A 24,221-nucleotide genomic window follows, 5' to 3' on the forward strand; every position below is an offset into this window, starting at 1 on the left:
CGGGTTTTTGCCGCGCAGTGGCGTATCCGCGGTGTTGAGGAGAACGATCGAATGCAGGACGAGCGCGACGACCAGGAGACGGCTGCCGAAAGTGCAGTCGACGCTGCCGCGAAGAAGTCGGCGAGCTACCCACGTCCGCTTGTCATCATCGTGGGCGTCGTGCTTTCGATCATCGGCCTCATTGCCCTGCAGCAGGTTTCGAGCTTCGTCACTCCCGTCTTCCTCGGCTTTAACCTGGTCCTCGCGATCTCGCCCTTCTTCCACTGGATGATTCGGCGTCGCGTCCCGAAGATCCTCGCCGGGGTAATCGCGGCACTCTTGGTGTATGCGCTGCTGATTCTGTTTGTGTTGCTGCTCGTGTGGTCGGTCGCGCTGCTCATTCAAGAGCTGCCGAAGTATGGCACGCAGTTCAACGAGCTGTATCGCACGCTGCTCGATTGGCTCGGGAGCTTCGGCATCACGCAGGACACCCTGCTGTCGCAGCTGCAGGGCCTGTTCAATCCGGCGCAGATCGCGAGTCTCCTGCAGGGGCTCATGGGCAACTTCGGCAACGTGATGTCGCTCTTCGCGACGCTCCTCGTCGTGATCTTCTTCATCTTCTTCGACGCGGTCACATTTGAGCCGCGCATGGAGGCCGTCCGGCGAGAGCGCCCGCTCGTCGGCGCGGCGTTCGACTCGTTCTCGCAGGGCGTCGGCCGCTACTGGGTCGTCACGACGGTGTTCGGCCTCATCGTTGCCGTCATCGACGTGATCGCGCTTGAGATGCTCGGCGTGCCGCTCGCACTCGTGTGGGGTGTGTTCTCGTTCCTTACCAACTACATCCCCAACATCGGGTTCGTGATCGGCATGATCCCGCCCGTGCTGATGGCGCTCCTCGCCAACGGGTGGGTCAACGCGCTCGTCGTGCTCGCGGTGTGGTCGATCATCAACTTCGTGATCCAGTCGCTCATCCAGCCGAAGTTCGCGGGCGAGGCAGTTGGCGTTACCCCGACCGTCTCCTTCCTCTCGCTGCTCGTGTGGGCGTTCGCCCTCGGGCCGGTCGGCGCCCTGCTCGCACTCCCCGCGACGCTCCTCGTCAAGGCCGTTCTCGTGGATGCAAACCCCGACGCCCGCTGGATCAACATCCTGATCTCCTCCGACCCGAAGCTCGATGACGACGTCGAACAGCCTAAGTTGACGCACGAAGGCGATTCTGAGGTCGACGGCACCCCCGCGGGATAGCGTGTGCGCATGGCTCTCATCTACGACGCAAAGCTCGTTCCGTCCAAGCCCGATCTGCTCGCCGCCTGGCTACCCACCCAACCGTGGTTCGAAGACAGCGACGGCGAGATCGAGGTGCTCGGGGCCTTCCGCTTCGACGACCCCGCGGGAGAAGTCGGCATCGAGACGCACATCGTGCGCGGCGCCTCCGGCACCGTCTACCAGGTGCCGCTCACCTATCGCGGCGCACCGATGGAGGATGCGGGCCGATTTCTCGTCACCGAGCTCGAGCATTCGGTGCTCGGGCATCGGTGGGTTTACGACGCGCCGGCGGATCCTGTGGCCGTGGCCGCCTTCGTCGCGGCCATCACGACGGGGCAGACGCAGGTCGAGGTGTTTGTCGATGGCTCGGATGCGCCGCTTCCTGCGAGCGTGACGGTGCGCGGAACCGGGACGCAGGAACGCGCGCCGCAGGCCACGCTCATCGAGCTCGAGACTCGGGATGCGGTCACCCGCGTGCAGACGGACTCGCTCGCCGTCGACTTCTTCCGCGTGGTATCGGGCGTGCAAGACCGCACGTTCCGGTTGGATGCGCAGACCGGGTTTGAAGGCACGCCCGCCACGCTCGCGGCAGTCGTGTCGGTTTAGGGCGCGACCGACCGCAGCCATCACGGTCGATGCGGGCACGGGTGGGCAATGGGTAGGCACTGGATAGGCTGGGCGCATGAGTGATGCAGCGACGGGGCAACGACGCGACGGCGGGAGCCGCAAGGTCGGCGTCGGATTCACCGTCGCCGCTGGCGTGATGGTGTTCGCGATCCTCGTCTGGGTCGCGTTCTCGCTCGGCTTTCAACGGATGCAGGCGGACCTTTCGCTCGACCACAAGACGAGCCTCGACCAGCCGCCGATCTTCACCTTCGAGGCGGATGCCCAGGGCTGGACGCTTGTGCGTCCCGGGAACGACGAACTAGGCACCGGCCCCGAATACGGCAACATCAGCGATTCGATCGACGCCCTTTGCGTCTTTAGCTGGACGACGGGTAACGTCTCGGATCCGGAAATTCTGGATGCCGAGACCGACGAAGCCGCGACGCTCAAGCTGCTCGAGGAGCAGGGCCACGACACCGCGAACTACGGCACCGTGCGGCTCGTCAACGAGTCCGGCCGCTCGATCGAACTCGTCTACCTTGACGCGGACACCGCGACCGGGCTCGACGGCGTGATTGCGGCACGCACCTTCGTGGGCACCGGCGAAAACGTCATCTTCTCGATGAAGTGCGAGCAAACCGGCGAACTCGATCAGGAGATCATGCAGGACACCCTGCTCGGCGTGGAGGCGAATCTGTCGGTCAGCCCGTAGTCGTACTCGCGGGTAGACTGGGGGGTGTTCCGCGTTGGTCTTGCCCATCGGCTTCGCCGTGCTGGCGGCACCGAATCGCGACCGTCATCGTTTTGGAAGGGAACTCTCCGATGAACACGACTAAGACAGGTGTCGCGAGTGCTGACGTCGATCAGTACCTCCCCGAGTCCCTCTGGAAGTCGATGCTGTTTCGGGCGGTCCCGGCAATCATCGGCGCGATCGTCATCACCTTCACGCAGGAGCACACGGCCCGATTCGGGTTCATCGTTTTTGGCGCCGTAGCGCTGTGGACGGGCATCATCGTGGGGTTCGAGGCGGTCGGCATCAAGGGTCACCCGTTGCGCGGCTTCGTGTTCGCGCGCTCGATTCTCGGTGCCATCGCCGGTGGCTTCTCGCTCTTTATGGGCACCGGTGGTCACAACTGGGCGACGGTCGAGGCCTTCATCTGGACGGTCGCGACATGGGCGATCGTGACCGGTGCCATCGAGCTAATTGCCGGGCTCGTCTTCCGCAAGCAGTCCATTTATCGCAGTGAGATCGTGTTCTCGGGCGCGATTACGATGCTGCTGGGCATCATTGTGGCCTTCGTGCCACCCGAGCTTGACGCAGAATATGGTGGGCTCGAGAACATCGAGGGCTCCCTCACCGCCGACGTTCAGGCCGTCGGATTCGTTGGCGCCTACTTTGCCGTGCTCGGTGTGCTGCTCATTATCGAGGCGATCACGCTCCGTTCGGAGATGCGCCGCCGCGACGAGCAGCAGACCGCCGACACGACCGTTTCGAAAGAGAGTTAGTTAGTGACGAAATCATCGTCGAAGAAGGACAATTCAACCCGCAGCGCGCTGATGAAGCCGTTCCAGGTCATCACGATCGCGTTCGTGTGTGGTGTATTTGTGCTCGGGGTGGTCCTTCTCACGCTCCAGAACTGGGTCCTCGGCCTGGTTCTCGGCGGCATCGTGATGGTCGTCGTGCTGCTCATCATGGCGCTGCTTCTGCTTAGCTACAAGCCGAACCCGGACGTTCCTGTGTACCTCGACCGGCAGCTCTACGAGTCGAAGGAACCCGGTGCCCAGGAGGCGTCCCTGCGTCCCGTCGAAGACTACGACGGCGAGTTCCCCCGCGAAGAGCACGACGACGAGGCGAAGAACTAGCACTCAGGTCGGTGAGTAGCCGCGAAGCGGCGTATCGAAGCGGGCGACCTCCCGGAGCACGACGAAGCGCATATCGGAGCACCTTGCCAATGCGGCAGGCACCTCGATATGCGCTTCGCGCTACTCGGCGAGCGACGGGTTAGCTCAGGCGGTCGACGAGGGCGGATGAGCGGCCCGTGTAGGTCGCGGGGGTCAGCTCGCGGAGGTGGGCCTTCGCATCCTCACCGATGTCGAGGCCGTCGACGAACTCGATGAGCTCTTCGCGACCAACCGAGTGTCCGCGGGTGAGCTCCTTGAGCACGGCATACGGGTCCTCGATCTTCGAGCGGCCCGCAACGATCTCTGCGCGGATCACCGTCTGGATGGCCTCCGCGAGGACTTCCCAGTTGCCGTCGAGCTCGGCGGCGAGCGTCTCGGCGTTCACATCGAGTTCGCCGAGGCCACGACGCACGTTGTCGATCGCGAGGAGCGAGTGGCCGAAGCCGACGCCGATGTTGCGCTGCGAGGACGAGTCGGTGAGGTCGCGCTGCAGGCGCGAGGTGACGAGCGTCTGTGCGAGCGAGTCGAGCATCGCGCACGAGAGCTCGAGGTTCGACTCGGCGTTCTCGAACCGGATCGGGTTGATCTTGTGCGGCATCGTGGACGATCCCGTCGCGCCCGGCTGCGGGATCTGCTTGAACACGCCGCGCGAGATGTAGAGCCAGATGTCGCTCGCGAAGTTGTGCAGGATGCGGTTGAAGTGGGCGATGTCGGAGTACAGCTCGGCCTGCCAGTCGTGCGACTCGATCTGCGTCGTGAGCGGGTTCCACACGAGGCCCAGGCGTGCGGTGAACTCGTCGGCAACCTTCTCCCAGTCGATCTCGGGAGCGACCGCGACGTGCGCGGCAAAGTTGCCGGTCGCGCCAGCCCACTTGCCGAGGTACTCCTGCTGCTCGATGCGGCGCAGGACGCGGCGCAGGCGGTGAGCGACGACCGCGAGCTCCTTGCCGAGGGTGGTCGGCGTCGCGGGCTGACCGTGGGTCAGCGACAGCATCGGCTGGTCACGCTGTGCGCCCGCGAGCTCGGCGATCTGGTCGGCAAGCGCGCTCGCGGCGGGCAGCCAAACCTTCGTGACCGCATCCCGGATCGTGATCGCGTAGGAGGTGTTATTGATGTCCTCCGAGGTGCAGCCGAAGTGGGTGAGCTCCTCGATGTTCGAGAGGCCGAGCTCGCCGAGGCGAGCGCGCACGTAGTATTCGACCGCCTTTACGTCGTGGCGGGTCGTGGCCTCGATCTTGCCGAGCTCGTCGATGTCGTCCTGCCCAAACGCATCCACCACGGCACGGAGCTTGGCCTGCACGCCAGCCGAGATCGGCTCGGTACCGAAGAAGCCATTGTCGGTTTGGTAGATGAGCCACTCGATCTCGACCGCGACGCGTGCCCGGTTGAGGGCTGCCTCGCTGAGGTGCTCGCCGATCGGTGCGACGACGGGGAAGTACCGGTTGTCGAGTGGGCTCAGGGATTGCGGGGGCAGGGGGCTCATGGCGCTCCGTTCATCGAGAGGGCGCGGCACCTCGAGCGGCGTGCACCGCGGGCTCAATCTGATTGAGCAGCGCTCGGCAGGCCTGTTCGATGGTGTCGCGCACCTCGTCAAATAATTCGTCGGTTCCATAGTAGGGATCGGGAACCTCGGGATTGTGCGCCCGATCCGGATCGAAGCTCAATAGCGGCTGAATGAGGCCGCGCTCGTTCGCGGTTTCGGCCCAGGTGTTGAGGATGCGCTGCTGGCCGCGGTCGAAGGTGAGGATGAGGTCGAACTTCGAGAAATCTTCGGTATCGAACTGCTTCGCGCGGTGATGCTCGCCCGAATAACCGGCGCGCTTGAGGGCTTCGCGGGTGCGCGGGTCGGCCTTCTCACCGACGTGCCACTCCCCGGTGCCGGCCGAGCTGAGCGAAATCAAGTCATCTAACCCGCGCCGCGCCACGAATTCCCGCATGATGACCTCCGCCATTGGAGATCGGCAGATATTGCCCGTACACACAAAGCAAATCCGGAAAACCGGCTGCGGTCCGTTTGACGCCATGGGCGTATTGTTGCGCATCGAGTTCAACAAGCGGGGTCGTTCGCACAGATTTTGTAGCCCTGCCCCAGTTCTCCGCCAGGGTCGAGACGCGAGGTGCCTCGGCGCAGGGTTTCGCTGTGGAGAGTGGGTTATCGACAGCGACTGGCTGCAGCCGAGCGGCGGCGTCGGATGCGCGGCAAGCTGTGGGCATTCACCGATCGAGGCGAAGGGGATGCACATGGGTGACGGCCAGGTGACCGGGTTGATTACTGGGATCGAGCGGGAGACGCTCGATCAGGTGCGGCAGGACTGCACGGCCGCGGGGGATGCGTTGCGCAATGCGGCGGATCGGGTGGAGAGCCAGCTCCTGCCGCTCGTGGACGACGCGGCGATCACCGACTGGGTGTCCTCCGGGCGGCTCACCTACGACCTCAGCCGCGCGGCGGTGACGACCGCGCTTGGGATTGTCCGGGACGGCTTTCGCGGCGTCGCCGCGCACTACGACGACGCAATCTGGCTCATCGACCAGCAGTCGAAGGTCGAGTTTCCGTGAGCGACGGGCAGATTCAGGTCGACACCGCATCGTTCGGGCCAGCGAGCGATCTGCTGATCGAGGTGGGGGACGGGATCTCGGCGCTTGAGGACTCGCTCGCGAACCAGACCTGGTATCCGGCGGATGCGTGGCGCACGGCCGCGGTCTTCAAGCTGCTGCAGGCCTCGGGCGAGGCTTCCCTCGCGCAACTTTCGGTGGGCGCCATCGCTGGCCTCGCCTACGGAGTTGCGGATCACCTCGTGCAGGCACAGGCCTGGTACGAGAGCGTCGACGCCGAGGTCGTGGCCGCCTTTACTGAGATCTCCGACACCGTGACGACCGCGTTCGTGATGGGCCTCGTGAATATTGGGATCGCCGGCGCGGGTGCGCTCGTGGCGACGCTGGCTACCCCCGGCGGGATCGCCGTCGTGGTCGCGGGCGGGCTCGCGTATTACGGGCTCGAGCAGGCGGGGCTCGCGCCGAGCGGCGAAGACGTCGGCGACTGGCTCGCCTCGAATCAGCACGTGCTCGCTAACCCGATGATGGTGACGCTCGTGCGGGCGATTACCTCGGGCGGCGACGAGATCATTACCGAGGCAGCGGCTGGGGTGACCGGTTTCGCTGGCGGGGTGCTCTTTGGCACACTTGGCGCGGTCGTCGCGAACGTGATCGTGCGTCAGGCGGTAACGTCGCCGCAGGCCGCGGCCGGCACGATTGCCGACATCATGCAGCGCAAGAATGGCAACTACCGCTATGACATCGAGCACACCGAGCGCGGTCCGGTCGCCGCGCCCGAGTCGATTTCCGATCTCATGCAGAGCATCCCCCAAACTGAGCCCGAGGGGACGCACGTGACGGTTAGCGAATACCTCACCCCTGAAGGTGAAACCGTGTATGTCGTGAGTATCGCGGGGACGAGTTCCACCGGTTTCGGTGGCGAGAATCCGATGGACAACCTGTCCAACCTCGCGGCGTACGCTGGGCAGGACGACGAGACGATCGGCGCGGCGATCTCGGCCATGGAGCAGGCGGGAATCTCGCCGGGAGACTCGGTCGTGCTCACCGGGTACTCGCAGGGGGCGCTCGTCGCGGCGGAGCTCGCATCCTCGGGGGAGTGGGAGACGCAGTCGGTTCTGCTCGCGGGGTCGCCCATCCACGGCAACGAGATCGGTGGTGATATTCCGGTCGTCCAGCTCGAGCACTCCGGCGACCTGATCACCGGACTGCAGGGCCTGACGGCCCCGGCAACGGGCGAGGTCGCGGTGGTGACGCGCGATCCGTATCCCGAGGGCGTGCCGCCGGACAAGGGAATACTCGGCCCACACATGCTCCACACCTATCAAGACACGGCCGCGCTCTACGACGCCCATGAAGATGCGAGCGCGGCGGCCAACCGGGACGCGGTGCTCGGCCCGGTCGCGGGCGCGACGCCCGTTGCCACTCATGACTTTCACCTGCAGCGCGAGTATCCCGAACCACAGGCCGCCGCGGACGGTCCGACGGGGAGCAAACCCGGCGACCGATCGCCGGTGCCGTCGCTCTTGCCCGACTTGGGCTCGCTCACGGAGAGCCCGCTCACGTCGCCAAGTGGCTCGATCGGCTTCCTTGGGGTGGATGAGGCGCTCGGAAGTGATGCAGGCCCACCATCGATGCCGGATGCCTTTGGCGTCACCGTGCCAAGCTATGTGCCCTAGGCCGACCTATCTGCCCTAGCGCGCATCCGGAACCTAGTCGCGCTCTTCCTCGCGACGGTCGCGGCCGTTGAAGAGGCCGTTCAGGATCGCCGAGAAAATGCCCATCAGGATCGCGCCGCCCATCGCCCACCAAAAGTTGTCTACCGTGATGCCGAAGCCGGCAAGGTCGCTAAGCCAGGCCACGAGCCAGAAGAGGAATCCGTTGACGACGAAGGCGAACAGCCCGAGGGTCAGGCAGTACAGCGGCATCGAGACGAAGCGCACGACCCGGCCGATGATCGAGTTGACGAGGCCCCACACGAGCGCGAGGAGGAGATAGGTGACCACGAGGGCGGCGGTGGTGTTCTCGTATGCGGTCACAGTAATGCCGCCGGAGAGGATCAGCGTCGTGAGCCAGAGTGCGATGGCGTTGAGCACGATGGAGGCAATGAGTCTCATGTATCCAGTGTGTCGCAAGCGCATGAATGGCGGCACAACGGCGGGGAGGGCCGCGTAGGGCCAGTAGACTTTGGTCATGACTGATGCGCCAGTAAAGCTCCGAGCCGAAATCCTCGCCCAGCGGGCCTACCAGCAGGGAAAGCCTGCCCCGGCCAACTCGTTCAAACTCTCCTCGAACGAGGTGCATTTCCCGCCGCTCGAGAGCGTGCAGAAGGCGGTCACCGAGTCGGTCATCACGAACCGCTACCCGGATGCATCCGCCGCGGCTGTTCGCGAAGCGCTCGCGGAGCACTACGGCGTGAACGCAGAGAACGTCATTGTGGGCGCCGGCTCGGTTTCGCTGCTGTACCAGGCGGTGCAGGCCGCCGCATCTGTCGGCGATGAGGTTATCTACCCCTGGCGCTCTTTCGAGGCATACCCCGGGATGGTCACCCTCACCGGAGCGACGTCGGTGCCGGTGGCACTGCGCCGCGACGGCACGACCGATCTCGACGCGGTTCTCGAGGTCATCACCGACCGCACGCGCCTCATCATCGTCTGCACCCCGAATAACCCGACCGGCCCCGTCCTCGGCCAGCGCGAGTTCGAAAAGTTCATGGAAAAGGTCCCGAGCGACCTACTCGTGATCGCCGACGAGGCCTACATCGAGTTCGTGACCGACCCGAACGCGCTCAACGCCACGCGCCTGCTCGCCGATTACCCGAACCTCGTCGTCGCGCGCACCTTCTCGAAGGCATACGGCCTCGCCGGCATGCGCGTGGGCTACATGCTCGGACACCCCGAGATCATGCGGGCGTTTAACACCACCGCGATCCCTTTCCTCATCTCGGCACAGGCACAGGCCGCGGCGCTCGCGGTCATGCGTGAGCCCGAGGCGATCCGCCAGCGCGTGAACGAGATCTCGGCTCGCCGCGACGAGGTGCGTCGCGCGTTGCTCGACCAGGGCTGGCCGGTTCCGGATGCGCAGGCCAACTTCGTGTGGCTGCCGTGCGGCGCGCAGACGGAGGCCGTCGCGGACATCCTTCGCGAGGGCGGCATCATCGCGCGAGCGTTCCCGGGCGACGGTATTCGCATCTCAATTGCCGAGGAAGAGTCGGTCACGCCGCTCCTCGCCGCGTGCTGGCAGGCGATCGAGCGATACCCGTACCTGCGCGCGGAGGAGCGTCACGAGGCCTAGCCACCCCGGGTGATTGTGGAACTCCACTAAAGATTCTCCGAATTCGCTTGTTGACTCACTCAGAGTCTCAGGCGGTGAGGCCATAGACTGGCGAAGTTGTAACGATCTGTTGGAAGGTGTCGAGCGCGTGACAGTAGCCCGAGAATTCGCTTCAGTACTTTCCCCTGAGGGAAAACTGGAGCCGACCGAGGCGTTCGAGCCCTTTGCCGATCGGCTGAAGCAGGCGAACGATGAGCTCTGGGGGACGGCGTTCCGGCAGATGAAGCTGGTGCGCGCGTTCGACCGCGAGGGCACGAACCTGCAGCGGCAGGGCCAGCTGGCGCTGTACGTGCAGCTCGAGGGCCAAGAGGCCGCACAGATTGGCTCGGGACTCGCCACGCGTCCGCAAGACACAGTATTCCCGTCCTATCGCGAGCACGGTGTCGGCCTCGTGCGTGGCCTCGACCTCGTGAAGATACTCGCGCTGCTTCGCGGCGTCACGAATTCGGGCTGGAACCCGGAAGAGGAGAACAACTTCCGCAACTACACGCTCGTGATCGCATCCCAGACGCTGCACGCGACGGGATACGCGATGGGCCAGACCCTCGACGGCAAGGTGGGCACGGGCAACGCCGACGAGGATGAGGCGACGATCGTCTACTTTGGCGACGGCTCCACGAGCCAGGGTGACCTCAACGAGGCGCTCGTCTTCGCTAAGAGCTACAACACCCCCGAGGTGTTCTTCCTGCAGAACAATCACTGGGCCATCTCGGTACCGGTGAGCGTGCAGTCACCCGTGCCGCTGTACCGACGCGCTGATGGCTTCGGCATCCCTAGCGTGCAGATCGACGGCAACGACGTCATGGCCGCGTGGGCCGTGACCGGCCAGTTCATGGATGATGCGCGCGCGGGGAAGGGCCCGTCGTTCATCGAGGCCCTCACCTATCGCATGGGTGCGCACACCACGAGCGATGACCCCACGAAGTACCGTACGCGCGACGAAGAGCAGCACTGGCGCGAGCGCGATCCGATCGATCGACTCGAGAAGTACCTGCGTGCCCAGGGCACGACGGATGCGTTCTTCAGCGACATCGAGACCGAGGCGGCCGACTACGCATCCGATATTCGGCGCCGCACCCTCGCGCTGCCCAATCCGGAACCCCTGCAGATGTTTAACCACGCCTACGCCGAGCCGAATCAGGAGATTGAGCGGCAGCAGATGGCCTTCTTCGACTTCGAGGCATCGCTCGAGGAGGACGCATGACCGAGCACGAAACCCTGCCGATGGCGAAGGCGCTCAATGCCGGGATGCGCGCGGCAATGGAGCGGGACGAGAAGGTCCTCATGATGGGTGAGGACATTGGCACGCTCGGTGGCGTGTTCCGCATCACCGAGCACCTGAAGCGGGACTTCGGCCCGAATCGCGTCTTCGACACGCCTCTCGCGGAATCCGGCATCATTGGAACCGCGATCGGCCTCGCGATGCGCGGCTACCGGCCCGTGTGCGAGATTCAATTCGATGGCTTCGTGTATCCGGGCTTCGACCAGATCACCTCGCAGCTCGCGAAGTTCCATGCGCGCACGCAGGGCGACGTCTCGCTGCCGCTCGTGATCCGCATCCCGTATGGCGGCCACGTCGGTGCGATCGAGCACCACATGGAGAGCCCCGAGACGTACTTCGCCCACACCCCAGGTATCCGCGTCGTCTCCCCCTCGACGCCCAATGACGCGTACTGGATGATCCAGCAGGCGATCGAGTCGGACGACCCGGTGGTCTTCCTCGAGCCGAAGAGCCGGTACTGGCCGAAGGGCGAGGTGAACCTCGACGAGCCGAGCGCGCCGATGGTCGAGACGCGCATCGCACGCGCGGGTGAGCACGTCACGCTCATCGGCTTCGGTGCCCAGACCACGATGAACCTGCAGGCGGCCCAGCTGGCCGAGGACGAGGGCGTGTCCGTCGAGGTGCTCGATCTTCGCAGCGTCTCACCGATCGACTGGGACCCGATCTTCGATTCGGTTCGGCGGACGGGGCGCGCCGTAATCGCGCAGGAGGCGCCGGGTAACGTGTCTGTCGGTAGCGAGCTCGCCGCGACGATCGCGGAGCGCTGCTTCTACAGCCTCGAGGCGCCAGTGTTGCGTGTGAGCGCCTACGACGTGCCGTTCCCGCCCGCACGTCTCGAAAAGCAATACTTGCCCGATGTGGATCGTGTGCTCGACGCGATCGACCGCACGCTCGATTACTAGGAGACCCCGATGGCTATTGAGTTTGAGCTCCCCGATGTCGGCGAAGGCCTCACCGAGGCCGAGATCGTCGAATGGCGCGTGAAGGTTGGCGACACCGTCAAGGTCAATGACGTGCTCGTCGAGATCGAGACAGCCAAGTCGCTCGTCGAACTGCCGAGCCCGCTCGAGGGCGTCGTGTCGAGCCTCCTCGCCGGTGAGGGGGAGACGGTTGAGGTCGGCAGCGCGATTCTCGCGATCGAGACCGCGGACTCGCCCGGTCCCGAGGTGATCGCGGACCCGAATGACCCCGACGGGGACGGCCATCCGGGCGTCACCTCGGATGAGTTCGCCGAGGCCGAGCGCGATACCGCGAGCACGGTAGACACCGAGGGCGGCGCGAATCTCGTCGGCTACGGGACAGCACCGTCGGCGCAGTCGCGCCGCAATGGGCGGCGCCGCAAGGTGGCGGCGCGCACGAAGCCCGCGACCGACCACGAGCGAGAGGCGGCGCAGGCCGCGGCACGCACGAAGCCAGCCCGACCCGCATCTGTGCCCGCCGCATCCGCCTACCCGATCGTCGCGAAGCCGCCGATTCGGAAGCTCGCGCGCGACCTCGAGGTCGAGCTAAGCGAGGTGCAGGCCACCGGTCTTGCCGGTGAGATCACGCGGGACGACGTCATCCGCCACGCCGAGCAGGCGAAGTTGTTCACCAACCTCGAGACGCCGGACCGCAGCTCGGTGCGCGAGGAGACCTTCCCGGTCAAGGGCGTGCGCAAACACATCGCGCAGAACATGGTGAAGTCGATGTTCACCGCGCCGCACGTCACGCTCTTCACCGACGTGGATGCGACGCGCACGATGGACTACGTCAAGCGACTCAAGTCCTCGCCCAACTTCGCCGGCGTCAAGATTTCGCCGCTGCTGCTCGTCGCGAAGGCCGTGATCTGGGCGATCCGCCGCAACCCGACGGTGAACGCGACGTGGACGGACACCGAGTACACGATCAAGCACTACGTGAACCTCGGCATCGCGGCGGCGACGCCACGGGGGCTGCTCGTGCCGAACATCAAGGATGCGCAGGAGCTCAGCATGCGCGAGCTCGCGGGGGCGCTCGAGCAGCTCACGATCACCGCGCGCGACGGTAAGACCTCGCCCGCGGACCAGCAGAACGGCACGTTCACGATCACCAATATCGGTGTGTTCGGGATGGACTCGGGCACGCCCGTGCTCATGCCGGATGAGGTCGGCATCGTTGCGTTCGGTACCGTGCGGCCGAAGCCGTGGGTCGTGAACGACGAGGTGCAGGTGCGTCAGGTCACGACGCTGGCGGCCTCGTTCGACCACCGTCTCGTGGACGGCGACGTAGCCTCGCGCTTCCTCGCGGACGTTGCGCGGATCGTGGAGGAGCCTGCGCTGCTGCTCGACTAGGTGGTCGCGCAGTTTTGCGCGGCAACTTGATAACGGTTATCGTTAGTCCCTGGTGATGCCCGGGACCGAGACCGCGCGCTGCCATTGGACTTTTCTCGGTTGGATTGGACTTGCAGTGTCTCACTACACCCGGCGGATTCTCACACGCACCCTGACCGGCGGCCTTGCCGCAGTGGCGATCACGACTGGCCTGGTTGGTTGCGCCGCGGGGAGCGACGCGCCCGCTGCCGCGGACGGGCTGCAGATCGTTACCACGACGACGCAACTCACCGACTTCGCGACGAACATCACCGACGGAACGGGTGCGCAGATCACCGGTCTCCTCCAGCCGAACGCATCCGCACACTCGTTCGAGGCCACCGCCGCGGACCTCGAGACCATCCGCACCGCAGACGTCGTCATCATCAACGGTCTGGGGCTCGAGCCGTGGGCGCAGTCGACGATCGACTCTGCCGGCTTCGAGGGTCTGCTCATCGACGCCTCCAACGGCATCAGCGATGACCGCATCCTCGCCGCGAACGAAGATGAGCACGACCATGCCGCGGAAGAGGCTGCAGCTGAGGAAACGCACGCCGAGGACTCGCACGACGGTCACGACCACGCCGACGAGACCGCTTCGGCCGCGGATGCTGCAGCCGAGGACTCGCACGACGGCCACGACCACGGCGGGGACAACCCGCACATCTGGACGGCTCCGCTCATGGCCGCGGACATGACGAACGAGATCGCCTCCGAACTGGCCAACCTCGACGCGGACCAGGGCGACACCTACCTCGCAAACGCGACGGCCTACAACGACAAGCTCACCGCGCTCGACGAGTGGGTCAAGACCAACGTCGACACCGTGCCCGCCGCGGACCGCCTCCTCGTCAGCAACCACGACGCGCTGACCTACTACGACCACGACTACGGCATTACCTTCGTCGGTTCGGTCATGCCGAGCTGGGATGACAACGCCGAGCCGTCGGCCGCCGAGATCGACGCACTCGTCGCGGCGATCAAGGAATCTGGCGCCCAGGCGATCTTCACCGAGACGCAGCTGAGCCCGGGAACCGCCGAAGCTATTGCCACGGAGGCCGGTATCAAGATTTACTCGGGTGAGGATGGTCTCTACACCGACTCGCTCGGCGCCGAGGGCACCGCTGGTGACACCTACATCAAGTCGACGATCCACAACACGACGCAGCTGCTCGACTCGTGGGGTGGCGCCGCATCCGAACCCCCCGCCGAACTTCAGGAATCTTAGGCACAGTTGACCACCGCATCCACCAAATCGGCTCGCACTGACAAGGCAGAAAAACCACTCGCGCACTACCGCGACGTCACGCTGAGCTACGACGGCCACAAACCGGCCGCGACCGGCCTCACCCTTGATATTTTCAGGCGTGAGGCCCTCGCCCTTGTCGGGCCAAACGCATCCGGCAAGTCGACCCTGCTCAAGAGTATGGTCGGCCTTGTGCAGCCGATCGCCGGCGAGCTTGAGGTGCTCGGGAAGGCGCCGCGACAGGCGGCGAGCGACATCGGGTACATGCCGCAGACCGATGAGATCGACCCCGAGTTTCCGATCAGCCTCCGCGAGGTTGTCACAATGGGCCGCTTCCGGCGGCTCGGAATCATGCGCTGGCCAGGCCGCACCGACCGGGCCGCCGTTGACGCGGCACTCGAGCGCGTGAATCTCGCCGATCACGCGGACACTCGCTTCGGCGACTTGTCGGGTGGCCAGCAGCAGCGCGGCCTGCTCGCGCGCGCCCTCGTGATGGAGCCCAAGTTGCTCCTGCTCGACGAGCCATTTAACGGTCTCGACACGTCGAGCCGGCAGATGCTGATGCAGACGTTGCGCGAGCTGCGCGCCGAGGGCGTCGGCATGGCCGTGTCCACGCACGACCTCGAGCTCGCGCACCAGGTTTGCTCGCATGTGCTGCTGATTAACCGCCACCAGGTGGCGTTTGGCCCGATCCACGAGACGCTCATCCCCGAGCACGTCTCGGAGACGTTCGGCGAGACCCACGAGCACTTCGACACGCACGAGGACATCGTGGCCCACCCGCACGTCGTCCCTAAGCCCGAAAAGTCCGGCCTGTGACGAGCATCTATGTCATGTTTGGCGCACCGTTCATGCAGAACGCCGCGATCGCCCTCGTCATTCTTGCCGTGGTCGCCGCGATCGTCGGGGTCGCGCTGAACCTGCGCGACCTCGAGTTCGTGAGCGACGGTCTCGTCCACGCGGTGTTTCCCGGCGTTGTGATCGGCCTCGCCGTCGGCGGCACGGATGCGCTCTATATCGGCGCGATCATCGCGGCGCTCATTGCGACGGTACTGCTCACGATCGCGACAAACCGCGGTGTGAGCACCGATGCGAGTACCGCCGTGCTGCTCGCCGGCGCCTTTGCGCTCGGTATCGTCATCGTCTCGAAGACCACGACGTACACGTCGGGTGTCGAGTCGCTGCTGTTCGGGCAGCTGCTCATGATTGACTCCAGCGACCTGATTGTCATCGCGGTCCTCGGCGCGCTCGCGCTGATCCTCACCGGCGTGACCTGGAAGGAACAGGTCTTCATCTCGTTCGATCGCCGCGGGGCTGAGGCAACGGGGATGCGCGTGTTCGCCTACGAGCTCGCGCTCAATCTCGCGATCGCCCTGGTCGTGGTGGCCGCGGCGAGAGCCGTCGGAAACCTGCTGGTGCTTGCGCTGCTCATCGTGCCCGCGGCGGTCGGGCGACTGCTCTCGCGGCGGCTGTCGAAGATCGTCGTGATCGGGATCGTTACGGCGCTCGTCGGGAGCTTCGTCGGGCTCGTCGGCGGCTACTGGCTGTCAGTGGATGCGCGACTCCCGGTCTCGCCCTCGGCCGTGCTCGTGCTGACCCTCGTCGCGATCTATCTCCTGGTGGCGGCCATGTCCGAGGTGATCTCGCGCATCCGTGCCGGCCGCCGACCCGTGGTGACCTCGCCGATCGAAACGGTGACGACGGGATCGGTCGGGGCTGTGGCTACGGGGGAGGGGCGCGCATGACCGTCTTCACCACCGCACTCATCACGGGCATCCTGGTGGGCGCGCTCGCGGGCCTCGTCGGCACCATCGTCGTGCTGCGCCAGCGTGCGTTCTTCACCGTCGCCCTCACGCACGCCACCTTCCCGGGTGGCGTCGCCGCGGCACTGCTCGGAGTCAACATCGTGTTCGGAGCCGCCGTCTTTGGCCTTGGGCTCGTCGCGCTGATGCTCGCCCTCGGCCGGATTCGTCGCCAGGGACGCCAGGTCGCGGCCGGCATCGTGCTCTCCTTCGGGTACGCGCTCGGGACGTTCCTGCACTCGATGAACCCGCAGCTGCAGACTCGGGTCGACTCGTTCCTGACGGGCCAGATCCTCGGGATCTCGCCCGAGAACGTGGGCATCATCGCGGGGATGCTCGTGATCGCCATCGTCACGGTCGGGATGTTCTGGAAAGAAATCCTCTTCTCCACCTTCGACCGCGTTGGGTTCGAGGCCGCCGGATACCGGGAGTCGCGGATGGAGGTGCTCACGCTCGTCCTTATCGCGGGCACGGTCGTCGCGACGATGCCTGCGATCGGTTCCATCCTTGCGATCGCGATGATCGCGGCACCCGCTGCCGCCGCTCGCCTGGTGACCCAGCGCATCCAGGTGATGGTGCCGCTCGCTATGGGGCTCGGCGTCGTGTCGGCGGTGCTGGGACTGTTCATCTCACGGTGGTTCGACATCGCCGCGGGCGGGTCGATGGCGCTGACCGCGACGGCGATCTTCCTGCTCGCGATGGCGTGGTCGGGGATGCGCAAGTGGTTCCGGCGTTCGCGCTCGGCTGAGGCGGTGAGTGCGCAGGCGGCTGGCTCTCGAGAGGCGGTGCCCGCTAAGGTGGCGTCATGACAGAGGGTCGAAAGGCAACACCGCAGCGCCGCCACACGTGGCAGCGCGAGGCGGTCCGCGACCACCTGCGCCAGCGCGACGGCTTCGTCACCGCGCAGGAGCTCCACAGGGATATCGAGGAGTCGGGCCAGCGCATCGGCCTCGCCACCGTGTACCGCGCGCTGGCGTCGCTCGTTGAGGCGGGCGATGCCGACTCGATGCTCAACACCGACGGCGAGCAGTACCGTTTCTGTGAAACCGAACACCACCATCACCACCTGGTGTGCCGCAACTGCGGGGCAACCGTGGAAATCAGCGATCCGACGGTCGAGCAGTGGGCCGCGGCCGTGGCTGAGCAGTACGGCTACACCGAGGTGACGCACACGCTCGACGTGTTCGGCCTGTGTGAGAACTGCAGCGCAACCGGTCGGTGAGTGTCGCGTAGCGACGTATCGAACCGCCCCTCGATACGGCCTTCGGCCTACTCGGGGAGCGACGGACGGTGACTAGTTGCGTAGCGACGCATCGAACCTAAGAAACCTACGAGATGCCTCATGTCAATATGCCCGCGAAATGATCTCCATGCCTCACTTGTGAATGCCCGCGAAATCGTGCCCAACCCGGGCCAGGGTTTCGCGGGCACGGGTTAGCTCGCTTTGCGACGCACCCCACGACTGGTGTCAGGCAGTGGCTTCACGGTCGCGGCTTCCAACTCCAGCGTCGGGCGCTGCGCGAGGCCGGTCAACCGGCGTTGGAGGGACACGATCCGGCGGGCGAGTTCGGCGGGGTTCAGGCTGTCGCGGTACGCGGTCAATTCCGCGATCTGCGCGGGAGCGAGCACTTCCGCGTCCAGGAGCCGATCGAACGGGGTTCGCGGGTCGTCGTACACCCGTTTGCGGCGGCCGACGCGGTCGGTGCTGTAGCCGGTGGGTTTGATCGTGGGTGTGAAATAGTTCAACCGGTCATTGACCAGCGGCCACAGCTGGTTCAGTAGCGTCAGCGCTTCGGGGGTGTCATACCGCCAGTAGAAGCCGTAGTGCCGCACGAGATGGTTGTTCTTCGACTCGATCGTGGCCTGATCGTTTTTCTTATACGGGCGTGAGCGGGTGAAGAAAATCTTCCGGTCCGCGGCCCAACCGATCACTTCGTGGTTGATGAACTCGCTGCCGTTATCGAAGTCTAAGCCGGTGACTTCGAACGGGATGCTGGTGACACCTGCGTCGAGCGCGGCGAGGATGTGGATAGTCGCGTTGTTCCGGATCGAGCGGGTGAACCCCCACCCCGTGCGCATGTCGGTCAGGTTCAATGTCCGTGCGAACTCGCCCTTCAGCGTGGGGCCGCAGTGCGCGACGGTGTCGCCCTCGAAGAACCCGGGCTCGTCCTCGACTTCGTCACCGGCTTTGCGGATCTGGATCGAGGAACGCAGCAAGGGTGAGGGTTTTGTGGTGCTGATCCCGCGCAGCGGGTCGCTGGCGCGGGCCGGGGCGAGGTACCGGTCGATCGTGGCCGCGCTCATCGCGAGCAACTCTTCGCGTACGTCGGGCGAGTACCGCTGCTGGCCGTGAACGAGTTCGTGGTGGCGTTCGAGGGCATCGAGCTGTAGTGGCATGGAGACGGCGAGGTATTTGCCGCACTGGCCGCCGGTCGCGGCCCACACCCGCTGCAGTACCTTGGTCGCGTCGTAGGAATACTTCCGTGGCCGTGGTTTGCGTTCGGTCGTAACGGCCCGTGGTCCTGGTTTGGAGGCTTTCGCGAGTCGGCGTCGGGCGTTATCGCGGGACCAGCCCGTGACCGCGACGACCTCGTCCAACAGCCGGCCACGGTCCTTTTTCGAGGCGTTGGCGTACTGCCGGGCATACTTCCGGGTGATCTCTATTCGGGCGGCCATTGACAACTCACTTCCCATGCCTTGAGCGTCACCGTTTCACGGGCCTTTTTATGTGAGGCATCGAGGGTGTTTCGCGGGCACTTGAAGTGAGTCTTGTCGACCTATTGCGTACTCCACTCGACGTCGAGTAAAGTTGCTAGCTGGTGCGTTTGGGGTCACTCCTCCGACGACACCGCGAAGGATCTGCAATCCCGCATTTCCAGACGCAGACAAGAGATCTTGGGCAATGCCTTCATGGGCATTGCGGTATTGAAGGAGACACCGTGGCAGCAGTATGCCAGGTGACCGGAACTACTCCGCAGTTCGGTCACAATGTTTCGCACTCAAACCGACGTACCAAGCGTCGTTTTGACCCGAACATCCAGAAGAAGAAGTTCTACGTTCCCTCGCTCAAGCGCACCGTGACGCTCACCGTCTCGGCTAAGGGCATCAAGGTAATCGACGCTCGCGGCATTGACGCGGTTGTTGCTGACCTGCAGAAGAAGGGTGTGAAGCTCTAATGGCAAAGAAGAGCCAGGACGTTCGTCCGATCATCAAGCTCCGCTCGACCGCGGGCACGGGCTTCACCTACGTCACCAAGAAGAACCGACGCAACACCCCGGACCGTCTCGTGCTGAAGAAGTACGACCCGGTAATCCGCAAGCACGTCGAATTCCGTGAGGAGCGCTAAGACATGGCTAAGAAGAGCAAGATTGCAAAGAACGAGCAGCGCAAGGAAATCGTTGCGCGCTACGCCGAGCGTCGCCTGCAGCTGAAGAAGCAGCTGGTCGACCCGAACGGCACCGACGAGTCGCGTGAAGAGGCTCGCGTCGCCCTCCAGAAGCTTCCCCGTAACGCTTCGCCGGTTCGCGTTCGCGGCCGCGACAGCATCGACGGTCGCCCCCGCGGCTTCCTGAGCAAGTACGGCGTCTCGCGTGTGCGCTTCCGTGAGATGGCACACCGCGGCGAGCTCCCCGGCATCACCAAGTCGAGCTGGTAAAGCTCGTGCACGGTCGCTGAGTAGCGGGCGCAGCCCGCATATCGAAGCGATCGCATCAAGTGGGGCGGACATCCTTCAACGGATGTCCGCCCCACTTGCGTATCCGGCGTAGCTTGCCGGGGTGGCTGCGATCTGCGGCACGCGTGGCACATCAGGACGGAGCATTCGCCTCGTGACAGCCCATGCGTGCCGCAAATTGCAGCGCCGTGTGGTGAACCTCCGTGTAAGGCTGTGCCATCGCCCGTCGGGCCCTTCAAGCACCCCAAAATCCCCACTTTCGACGGATTCGCAGCACTTTTTTCGCGCAAAACCCGCGTATTTGCAACGATCGCAGCCTGTCGGTGCTAGTTTGGCGACGTTGCCCACCGCAGAAACAGGCGGAACGCGGCGACCCAAACTGTAAATCTGCGTTCGTGAGAGCGGGCGCAGCGTCCTGAGGAGGGCACGTATGGCAGAGAAGACCACCGTGAACAAGACCGAACTCGTCGCAGCGATCGCTGCTGAGACTGGCCAGAGCCAGACGACCGTTAACAGCGTTCTCGACGCACTGTTCCAGCAGCTCGCAACGAACGCTGCTGCCGGCAACAAGGTCACCATCCCGGGCTGGTTCTCGGTTGAGCAGACCGAGCGCGCAGCCCGCGTTGGCCGCAACCCCCGCACCGGTGACGAGATCCAGATCCCCGCATCGAAGGGCGTCAAGATCTCGGCAGGTTCGAAGCTCAAGAACGCCGTCAAGTAGTTTCTCGCGAACTAAGTCGAGGGCCGTCCCAGTTGGGGCGGCCCTCTGCTTTTCCGACCACCCTTCCCCGCGGGTACCCTGGAGGGACCATGATTTCGTCCGACTCGGGCCCCGCATCCCCCACCGAGCGTCTCGGCACCACAGCCGTTAAGCGCCGCAAGAATGTCCTCAGTGACGCCGAACTCGACCGCATTGGCCAAAGCGGTTGGGATGCGCGCACCCGTACGCTGATCGCCTGGGGACCCGCGGGCCTCCTCGTGGTCGCACTGCTGGTCATGCTGGGCGCGCTCGCGTACGGCGGAGGAGCGGCGCCGCTCGTCGTCGCTGACCCGGGACCGATCGTGCGCTGGGGTCTGCCCGCGTCGCGCCTTGCCTACAACCTGACGGCCGCGATGACGCTGGGCGCGCTCGCGGTCGCGATCTGGAGTTGCAGCCGGAAGGAGCCCGAATTCGAGCGGGCGATGAGCCTCGCGCAGGGTGGCGCCGCGGCGTGGATGGTCTCGACCATCGCGGCGGCGCTCTTCGCCTACCTTGACGTCTCCGGCGTGCCGTTCTCGTTCGACGCGAAGTTCGGCGAGGGCCTGTGGTTCTACCTCGTGTCACTCGAGGTCGGCCAGCTGTGGCTCATTGGGATCGTCATGTCGGCGATCCTCAGCACGTTCGTGTTCGCATCCCGCTCTCGTTGGGGCACCTTCCTCACGACCGGCTTCGCGTTCCTCACCCTCTGGCCCATCGCATCCCTCGGCCACGCCGCTGGCGCCGAGTCCCATAGCACCGCCGTGGGCGGCATCACGCTGCACTACACCGGCGCGGCAGTATGGCTTGGCGGCCTCGTGGTCACGGCGATCATCGCCCTCGGCGCGCCCGCCCGACGCCGTCTGCCGCTCGTCGAGCGGTACTCGCAGCTGGCGCTCGTCGCCTTCATCACGACGGGTGCGAGCGGCGTCGTCGCGTCGTGGATGAACATTGGCGCCTGGGATCGACTCTTTACGACTCCCTATGGGCAGATCACGCTCTTCAAGGTTGCGCTGCTGATCGTCCTCGGCTGGTTCGGGTTCCTGCAGCGCCGGTACTTCATTAACCGGATGGCGAAGAACGTCGAGGAGCGCAAGTCGACGCTCACACCGCTCGCATGGCTACTCGGAATCGAAATGCTCATCATGGGCGCCGTCTCGGGCGCCGCCGCGGCGCTCGGCCGCACCCCGAGCCCGCAGCCCCAGGTCACGGCCGAGGAGCTCGCCGCCCCCACGCCCGCGCAGTTGCTCTCGGGCGAGCCGCTCCCGCCGCCCTTCGAGTTCTCCCGGTTGTTTACCGAATGGCAGCTTGACCCGATCTGGACGCTCTTGTCGCTCCTCGCGCTCGCCTTTTACTTCATGGGCGTGGGCCGGCTCCGGGGGCGAGGCGACAAGTGGCCGTGGTGGCGCGTCGCCTCGTTCGTGTTCGGCCTTCTCGTGCTGCTCTACAACGTCAACGGCGCGATGATCGTCTACGGCAAGTTCCAGTTCAGCTTCCACATGACCGATCACATGATCCTCTCGATGATCATCCCGATCTTCATCGTCCTCGGCGCCCCGATGACGCTGCTGCTGCGCACGGTCAAGCCGCGCCACGACGGCTCGATGGGCGGCCGCGAATGGGTGCTGCACCTCGTGCACTCGAAGTGGGCCACGTTCTTCTCGCATCCGATCGTTGCGGGCATCAACTTCGCGCTCGCGCTGCTCGTGTTCTACTACACGCCACTCTTCCGCTGGGCCACGTACGACCACGTCGGCCACATGTGGATGATCGCCCACTTCCTCATCGTCGGGTACCTGTTCGTCGAGTCGCTCATCGGCGATGACCCGTCGCGCACCCGCGCGCCGTATCCCGCACGACTGATCTCGCTCATCCTGGTGATGACCTTCCACGCCTTCTTCGGCCTGTCGATCATGACCGGCACCGGCCTGCTCGTCGCCGAGTGGTACGGCGCGACCGGACGCACCTGGGGGCCCGAGACCGCCCTGCTCGACCAGCAGATGGGTGGCGCGGTGGCTTGGGGCATCGGCGAGTTCCCGACGGTCATCCTGGCGGTTATCGTTGGCCTGCAGTGGTCCAAGAGCGACGACAAGCGCGCGAAGCGCGAGGACCGCCGGGCACAGAAGAACGACGATGCCGAGCTCAAGGCCTACAACGAGCAGCTCAAGACCCTGGCAGAAAGGGACGCGCAGTAGTGACCGTGCACCTGACGCCAGAACAGCAGGGAGTCTTCGACGCGATCGAGGGCACCCGCGAGCATCTCTTCGTGACCGGCCGCGCCGGCACCGGAAAGTCGACGCTCCTCAACCACCTTTCGTGGCACACGACGAAGCAGCTCGTGATCTGTGCGCCTACGGGCGTCGCGGCGCTGAACGTCGGCGGCCAGACCATCCATTCGCTGTTCAAACTGCCGATCGGCATCATCGGCAACCAGCCGATCGAGCAGAACCGCGAGGTCAAGAAGCTGCTCAACACGATCGACACGCTCGTAATCGACGAGATCTCGATGGTCTCGGCCGATCTGCTGGATGCGATGGATCGTTCCCTACGACAGGCTCGCCAGCGCAAGGCGGAGCCATTTGGCGGCGTGCAGGTCGTGATGTTCGGCGACCCGTTCCAGCTCGCGCCGGTGCCGCCGAGCGATCCCGACGAGCGGGCGTGGATGCGCGACAACTACAAGTCGACCTGGTTCTTCGACGCGCACGTGTGGCGCGAGACCGAGATGCACATCCACACCCTGCGGGAGATTCACCGGCAGCACGACGACGAGTTCCGGAACCTGCTCACCGCGGTGCGCTACGGGAACGTGACCGAGGCGATGGCGACCAGGCTCAACGAGGTGGGATCGCGCACGCCCCCGACCGACGGCATCATCACCCTCGCCTCAAAGAACGCGACGGTTTCGCGTATCAACAAACGCGAGCTCGACCGGTTGCCGGGGCAATCGATGTCGGCCGCGGCCGAGATCAACGGCGACTTTGGCAACGCCCGCACGTTTCCGGCGGAGGAGGAGCTCGAGCTGAAGATCGGGGCCCAGGTGATGTTCCTGCGCAACGACACCGACAGCCGGTGGGTGAATGGTTCGGTGGGCGTCGTCACCCGCATTGACAAGACCGTGCACGTCGAGATCGACGACGAGGAGCACGAGGTCGAGCCGATCGTGTGGGAGAAGTTGAAGTATTCCTACGACGCCGAGTCGAGGGAGCTCTCGCGCGAGGTCGTGGGGGAGTTCCACCAGTTCCCGCTGCGGCTCGCGTGGGCGGTGACGATTCACAAGTCGCAGGGCAAGACCTATGACCGCGCCGTGGTCGACCTCGGCGCCCGCGCGTTCTCGCCGGGGCAGACGTACGTGGCGCTGTCGCGCATCCGCTCGCTCGAGGGCCTATACCTGACGCGGCCGCTGCAGCCGCGGGATATCTTCGTCGACCCGGATGTGATGCGCTTCATGAACGAGGTCGCGGAGGCACAGCGCGTCGCGAAGCTCGCGGTGAGATCGGTCGCTGACTAGCGCCGTAAGGCGCG

General features: G+C 65.1%; 26 protein-coding genes. 22 read left to right on the forward strand and 4 right to left on the reverse strand.

Annotation, left to right across the window (positions count from 1 at the left end):
- The first annotated feature begins 51 nt into the window (after positions 1 to 51).
- From GMOLON4_RS12175 to GMOLON4_RS12195, 5 genes are all read left to right on the forward strand, one after another.
- Complete coding sequence (locus GMOLON4_RS12175) at positions 52 to 1,221, forward strand: AI-2E family transporter (protein ID WP_084147528.1); 1,170 nt, start codon at positions 52 to 54, stop codon at positions 1,219 to 1,221.
- Positions 1,222 to 1,230: 9 nt separating this feature from the next.
- A complete protein-coding gene (locus tag GMOLON4_RS12180) occupies positions 1,231 to 1,848 on the forward strand; it encodes a CG0192-related protein (RefSeq protein ID WP_051266890.1) in 618 nt (205 codons plus the stop codon).
- A gap of 76 nt (positions 1,849 to 1,924) precedes the next feature.
- Positions 1,925 to 2,560 (forward strand): hypothetical protein, encoded by a 636-nt coding sequence (locus tag GMOLON4_RS12185; protein WP_026937058.1) that lies wholly within the window; start codon positions 1,925 to 1,927, stop codon positions 2,558 to 2,560.
- A gap of 110 nt (positions 2,561 to 2,670) precedes the next feature.
- Positions 2,671 to 3,354, forward strand: a complete 684-nt coding sequence (locus GMOLON4_RS12190; RefSeq protein ID WP_026937057.1) for an HdeD family acid-resistance protein — start codon at positions 2,671 to 2,673, stop codon at positions 3,352 to 3,354.
- Positions 3,355 to 3,357: 3 nt separating this feature from the next.
- Positions 3,358 to 3,711 carry a hypothetical protein gene (locus GMOLON4_RS12195; protein WP_026937056.1) on the forward strand — a complete coding sequence of 118 codons (354 nt, stop codon included), beginning with the start codon at positions 3,358 to 3,360 and terminating at the stop codon, positions 3,709 to 3,711.
- A 139-nt stretch (positions 3,712 to 3,850) separates the two neighbouring features.
- Here the strand turns inward: GMOLON4_RS12195 and purB are convergent, their stop codons facing one another.
- Positions 3,851 to 5,233, reverse strand: coding sequence for an adenylosuccinate lyase (purB, locus tag GMOLON4_RS12200; protein WP_026937055.1), 1,383 nt, complete (start codon positions 5,231 to 5,233; stop codon positions 3,851 to 3,853).
- A gap of 10 nt (positions 5,234 to 5,243) precedes the next feature.
- Positions 5,244 to 5,774, reverse strand: coding sequence for a low molecular weight protein-tyrosine-phosphatase (locus tag GMOLON4_RS12205; protein ID WP_026937054.1), 531 nt, complete (start codon positions 5,772 to 5,774; stop codon positions 5,244 to 5,246).
- Positions 5,775 to 5,991: 217 nt separating this feature from the next.
- Here GMOLON4_RS12205 and GMOLON4_RS12210 point away from each other — a divergent pair, with 217 nt between their 5' ends.
- Entirely contained in the window at positions 5,992 to 6,306 is a 315-nt protein-coding gene (locus GMOLON4_RS12210; protein ID WP_146137531.1) for a hypothetical protein, read from the forward strand.
- Entirely contained in the window at positions 6,303 to 7,979 is a 1,677-nt protein-coding gene (locus tag GMOLON4_RS12215; RefSeq protein WP_026937052.1) for a hypothetical protein, read from the forward strand. Before GMOLON4_RS12210 ends, GMOLON4_RS12215 begins: the two co-directional genes overlap by 4 nt.
- Before the next feature lie 33 nt (positions 7,980 to 8,012).
- Here GMOLON4_RS12215 and GMOLON4_RS12220 read toward each other — a convergent pair whose 3' ends face one another.
- On the reverse strand, positions 8,013 to 8,417 hold the full coding sequence (locus GMOLON4_RS12220) for a phage holin family protein (protein ID WP_026937051.1): 405 nt from the start codon (positions 8,415 to 8,417) through the stop codon (positions 8,013 to 8,015).
- 76 nt (positions 8,418 to 8,493) lie between these two features.
- On the opposite strand from GMOLON4_RS12220, the gene GMOLON4_RS12225 reads away from it, so the two are divergent.
- The 9 genes from GMOLON4_RS12225 to GMOLON4_RS12265 all read left to right on the forward strand — a co-directional run bounded on the left by GMOLON4_RS12225 (position 8,494) and on the right by GMOLON4_RS12265 (position 17,512).
- Positions 8,494 to 9,594 (forward strand): histidinol-phosphate transaminase, encoded by a 1,101-nt coding sequence (locus GMOLON4_RS12225; RefSeq protein WP_026937050.1) that lies wholly within the window; start codon positions 8,494 to 8,496, stop codon positions 9,592 to 9,594.
- A 127-nt stretch (positions 9,595 to 9,721) separates the two neighbouring features.
- On the forward strand, positions 9,722 to 10,837 hold the full coding sequence (locus tag GMOLON4_RS12230; protein ID WP_026937049.1) for a thiamine pyrophosphate-dependent dehydrogenase E1 component subunit alpha: 1,116 nt from the start codon (positions 9,722 to 9,724) through the stop codon (positions 10,835 to 10,837).
- Positions 10,834 to 11,817 (forward strand): alpha-ketoacid dehydrogenase subunit beta, encoded by a 984-nt coding sequence (locus GMOLON4_RS12235; protein ID WP_026937048.1) that lies wholly within the window; start codon positions 10,834 to 10,836, stop codon positions 11,815 to 11,817. The genes GMOLON4_RS12230 and GMOLON4_RS12235 overlap by 4 nt, the downstream gene beginning before the upstream one ends.
- Before the next feature lie 9 nt (positions 11,818 to 11,826).
- Entirely contained in the window at positions 11,827 to 13,224 is a 1,398-nt protein-coding gene (locus GMOLON4_RS12240) for a dihydrolipoamide acetyltransferase family protein (RefSeq protein WP_026937047.1), read from the forward strand.
- 115 nt (positions 13,225 to 13,339) lie between these two features.
- Positions 13,340 to 14,470, forward strand: coding sequence for a metal ABC transporter substrate-binding protein (locus tag GMOLON4_RS12245; RefSeq protein WP_051266888.1), 1,131 nt, complete (start codon positions 13,340 to 13,342; stop codon positions 14,468 to 14,470).
- Positions 14,471 to 14,476: 6 nt separating this feature from the next.
- On the forward strand, positions 14,477 to 15,307 hold the full coding sequence (locus tag GMOLON4_RS12250) for a metal ABC transporter ATP-binding protein (RefSeq protein ID WP_084147526.1): 831 nt from the start codon (positions 14,477 to 14,479) through the stop codon (positions 15,305 to 15,307).
- On the forward strand, positions 15,304 to 16,233 hold the full coding sequence (locus GMOLON4_RS12255) for a metal ABC transporter permease (protein ID WP_026937045.1): 930 nt from the start codon (positions 15,304 to 15,306) through the stop codon (positions 16,231 to 16,233). The genes GMOLON4_RS12250 and GMOLON4_RS12255 overlap by 4 nt, the downstream gene beginning before the upstream one ends.
- Positions 16,230 to 17,099, forward strand: a complete 870-nt coding sequence (locus GMOLON4_RS12260; RefSeq protein ID WP_026937044.1) for a metal ABC transporter permease — start codon at positions 16,230 to 16,232, stop codon at positions 17,097 to 17,099. The genes GMOLON4_RS12255 and GMOLON4_RS12260 overlap by 4 nt, the downstream gene beginning before the upstream one ends.
- Complete coding sequence (locus tag GMOLON4_RS12265; RefSeq protein WP_026937043.1) at positions 17,096 to 17,512, forward strand: Fur family transcriptional regulator; 417 nt, start codon at positions 17,096 to 17,098, stop codon at positions 17,510 to 17,512. Before GMOLON4_RS12260 ends, GMOLON4_RS12265 begins: the two co-directional genes overlap by 4 nt.
- Positions 17,513 to 17,724: 212 nt before the next feature.
- Here GMOLON4_RS12265 and GMOLON4_RS12270 read toward each other — a convergent pair whose 3' ends face one another.
- Positions 17,725 to 18,966: a DDE-type integrase/transposase/recombinase gene (locus GMOLON4_RS12270; RefSeq protein WP_181244158.1), complete on the reverse strand. Its 1,242-nt coding sequence runs from the start codon at positions 18,964 to 18,966 to the stop codon at positions 17,725 to 17,727.
- A 263-nt stretch (positions 18,967 to 19,229) separates the two neighbouring features.
- On the opposite strand from GMOLON4_RS12270, the gene rpmB reads away from it, so the two are divergent.
- The 6 genes from rpmB (at position 19,230) to GMOLON4_RS12300 (ending at position 24,207) form a co-directional block, all read left to right on the forward strand.
- A complete protein-coding gene (gene rpmB / locus GMOLON4_RS12275; protein WP_026937798.1) occupies positions 19,230 to 19,466 on the forward strand; it encodes a 50S ribosomal protein L28 in 237 nt (78 codons plus the stop codon).
- Positions 19,466 to 19,636 carry a 50S ribosomal protein L33 gene (rpmG, locus tag GMOLON4_RS12280; protein WP_026937797.1) on the forward strand — a complete coding sequence of 57 codons (171 nt, stop codon included), beginning with the start codon at positions 19,466 to 19,468 and terminating at the stop codon, positions 19,634 to 19,636. The genes rpmB and rpmG overlap by 1 nt, the downstream gene beginning before the upstream one ends.
- Positions 19,637 to 19,639: 3 nt before the next feature.
- On the forward strand, positions 19,640 to 19,945 hold the full coding sequence (rpsN, locus tag GMOLON4_RS12285) for a 30S ribosomal protein S14 (protein WP_026937796.1): 306 nt from the start codon (positions 19,640 to 19,642) through the stop codon (positions 19,943 to 19,945).
- 448 nt (positions 19,946 to 20,393) lie between these two features.
- Complete coding sequence (locus GMOLON4_RS12290) at positions 20,394 to 20,684, forward strand: HU family DNA-binding protein (RefSeq protein ID WP_026937795.1); 291 nt, start codon at positions 20,394 to 20,396, stop codon at positions 20,682 to 20,684.
- A gap of 89 nt (positions 20,685 to 20,773) precedes the next feature.
- Positions 20,774 to 22,894 (forward strand): cytochrome c oxidase assembly protein, encoded by a 2,121-nt coding sequence (locus GMOLON4_RS12295; protein WP_245575559.1) that lies wholly within the window; start codon positions 20,774 to 20,776, stop codon positions 22,892 to 22,894.
- The gene (locus GMOLON4_RS12300) at positions 22,894 to 24,207 is read left to right on the forward strand and encodes an ATP-dependent DNA helicase (protein ID WP_026937793.1); all 1,314 of its coding nucleotides are present in this window, start codon (positions 22,894 to 22,896) and stop codon (positions 24,205 to 24,207) included. Before GMOLON4_RS12295 ends, GMOLON4_RS12300 begins: the two co-directional genes overlap by 1 nt.
- The last annotated feature ends 14 nt before the right edge of the window (positions 24,208 to 24,221 follow it).

This window comes from Gulosibacter molinativorax (genome assembly GCF_003010915.2).
In the GTDB taxonomy this organism is placed as follows: Bacteria; Actinomycetota; Actinomycetes; order Actinomycetales; family Microbacteriaceae; genus Gulosibacter; species Gulosibacter molinativorax.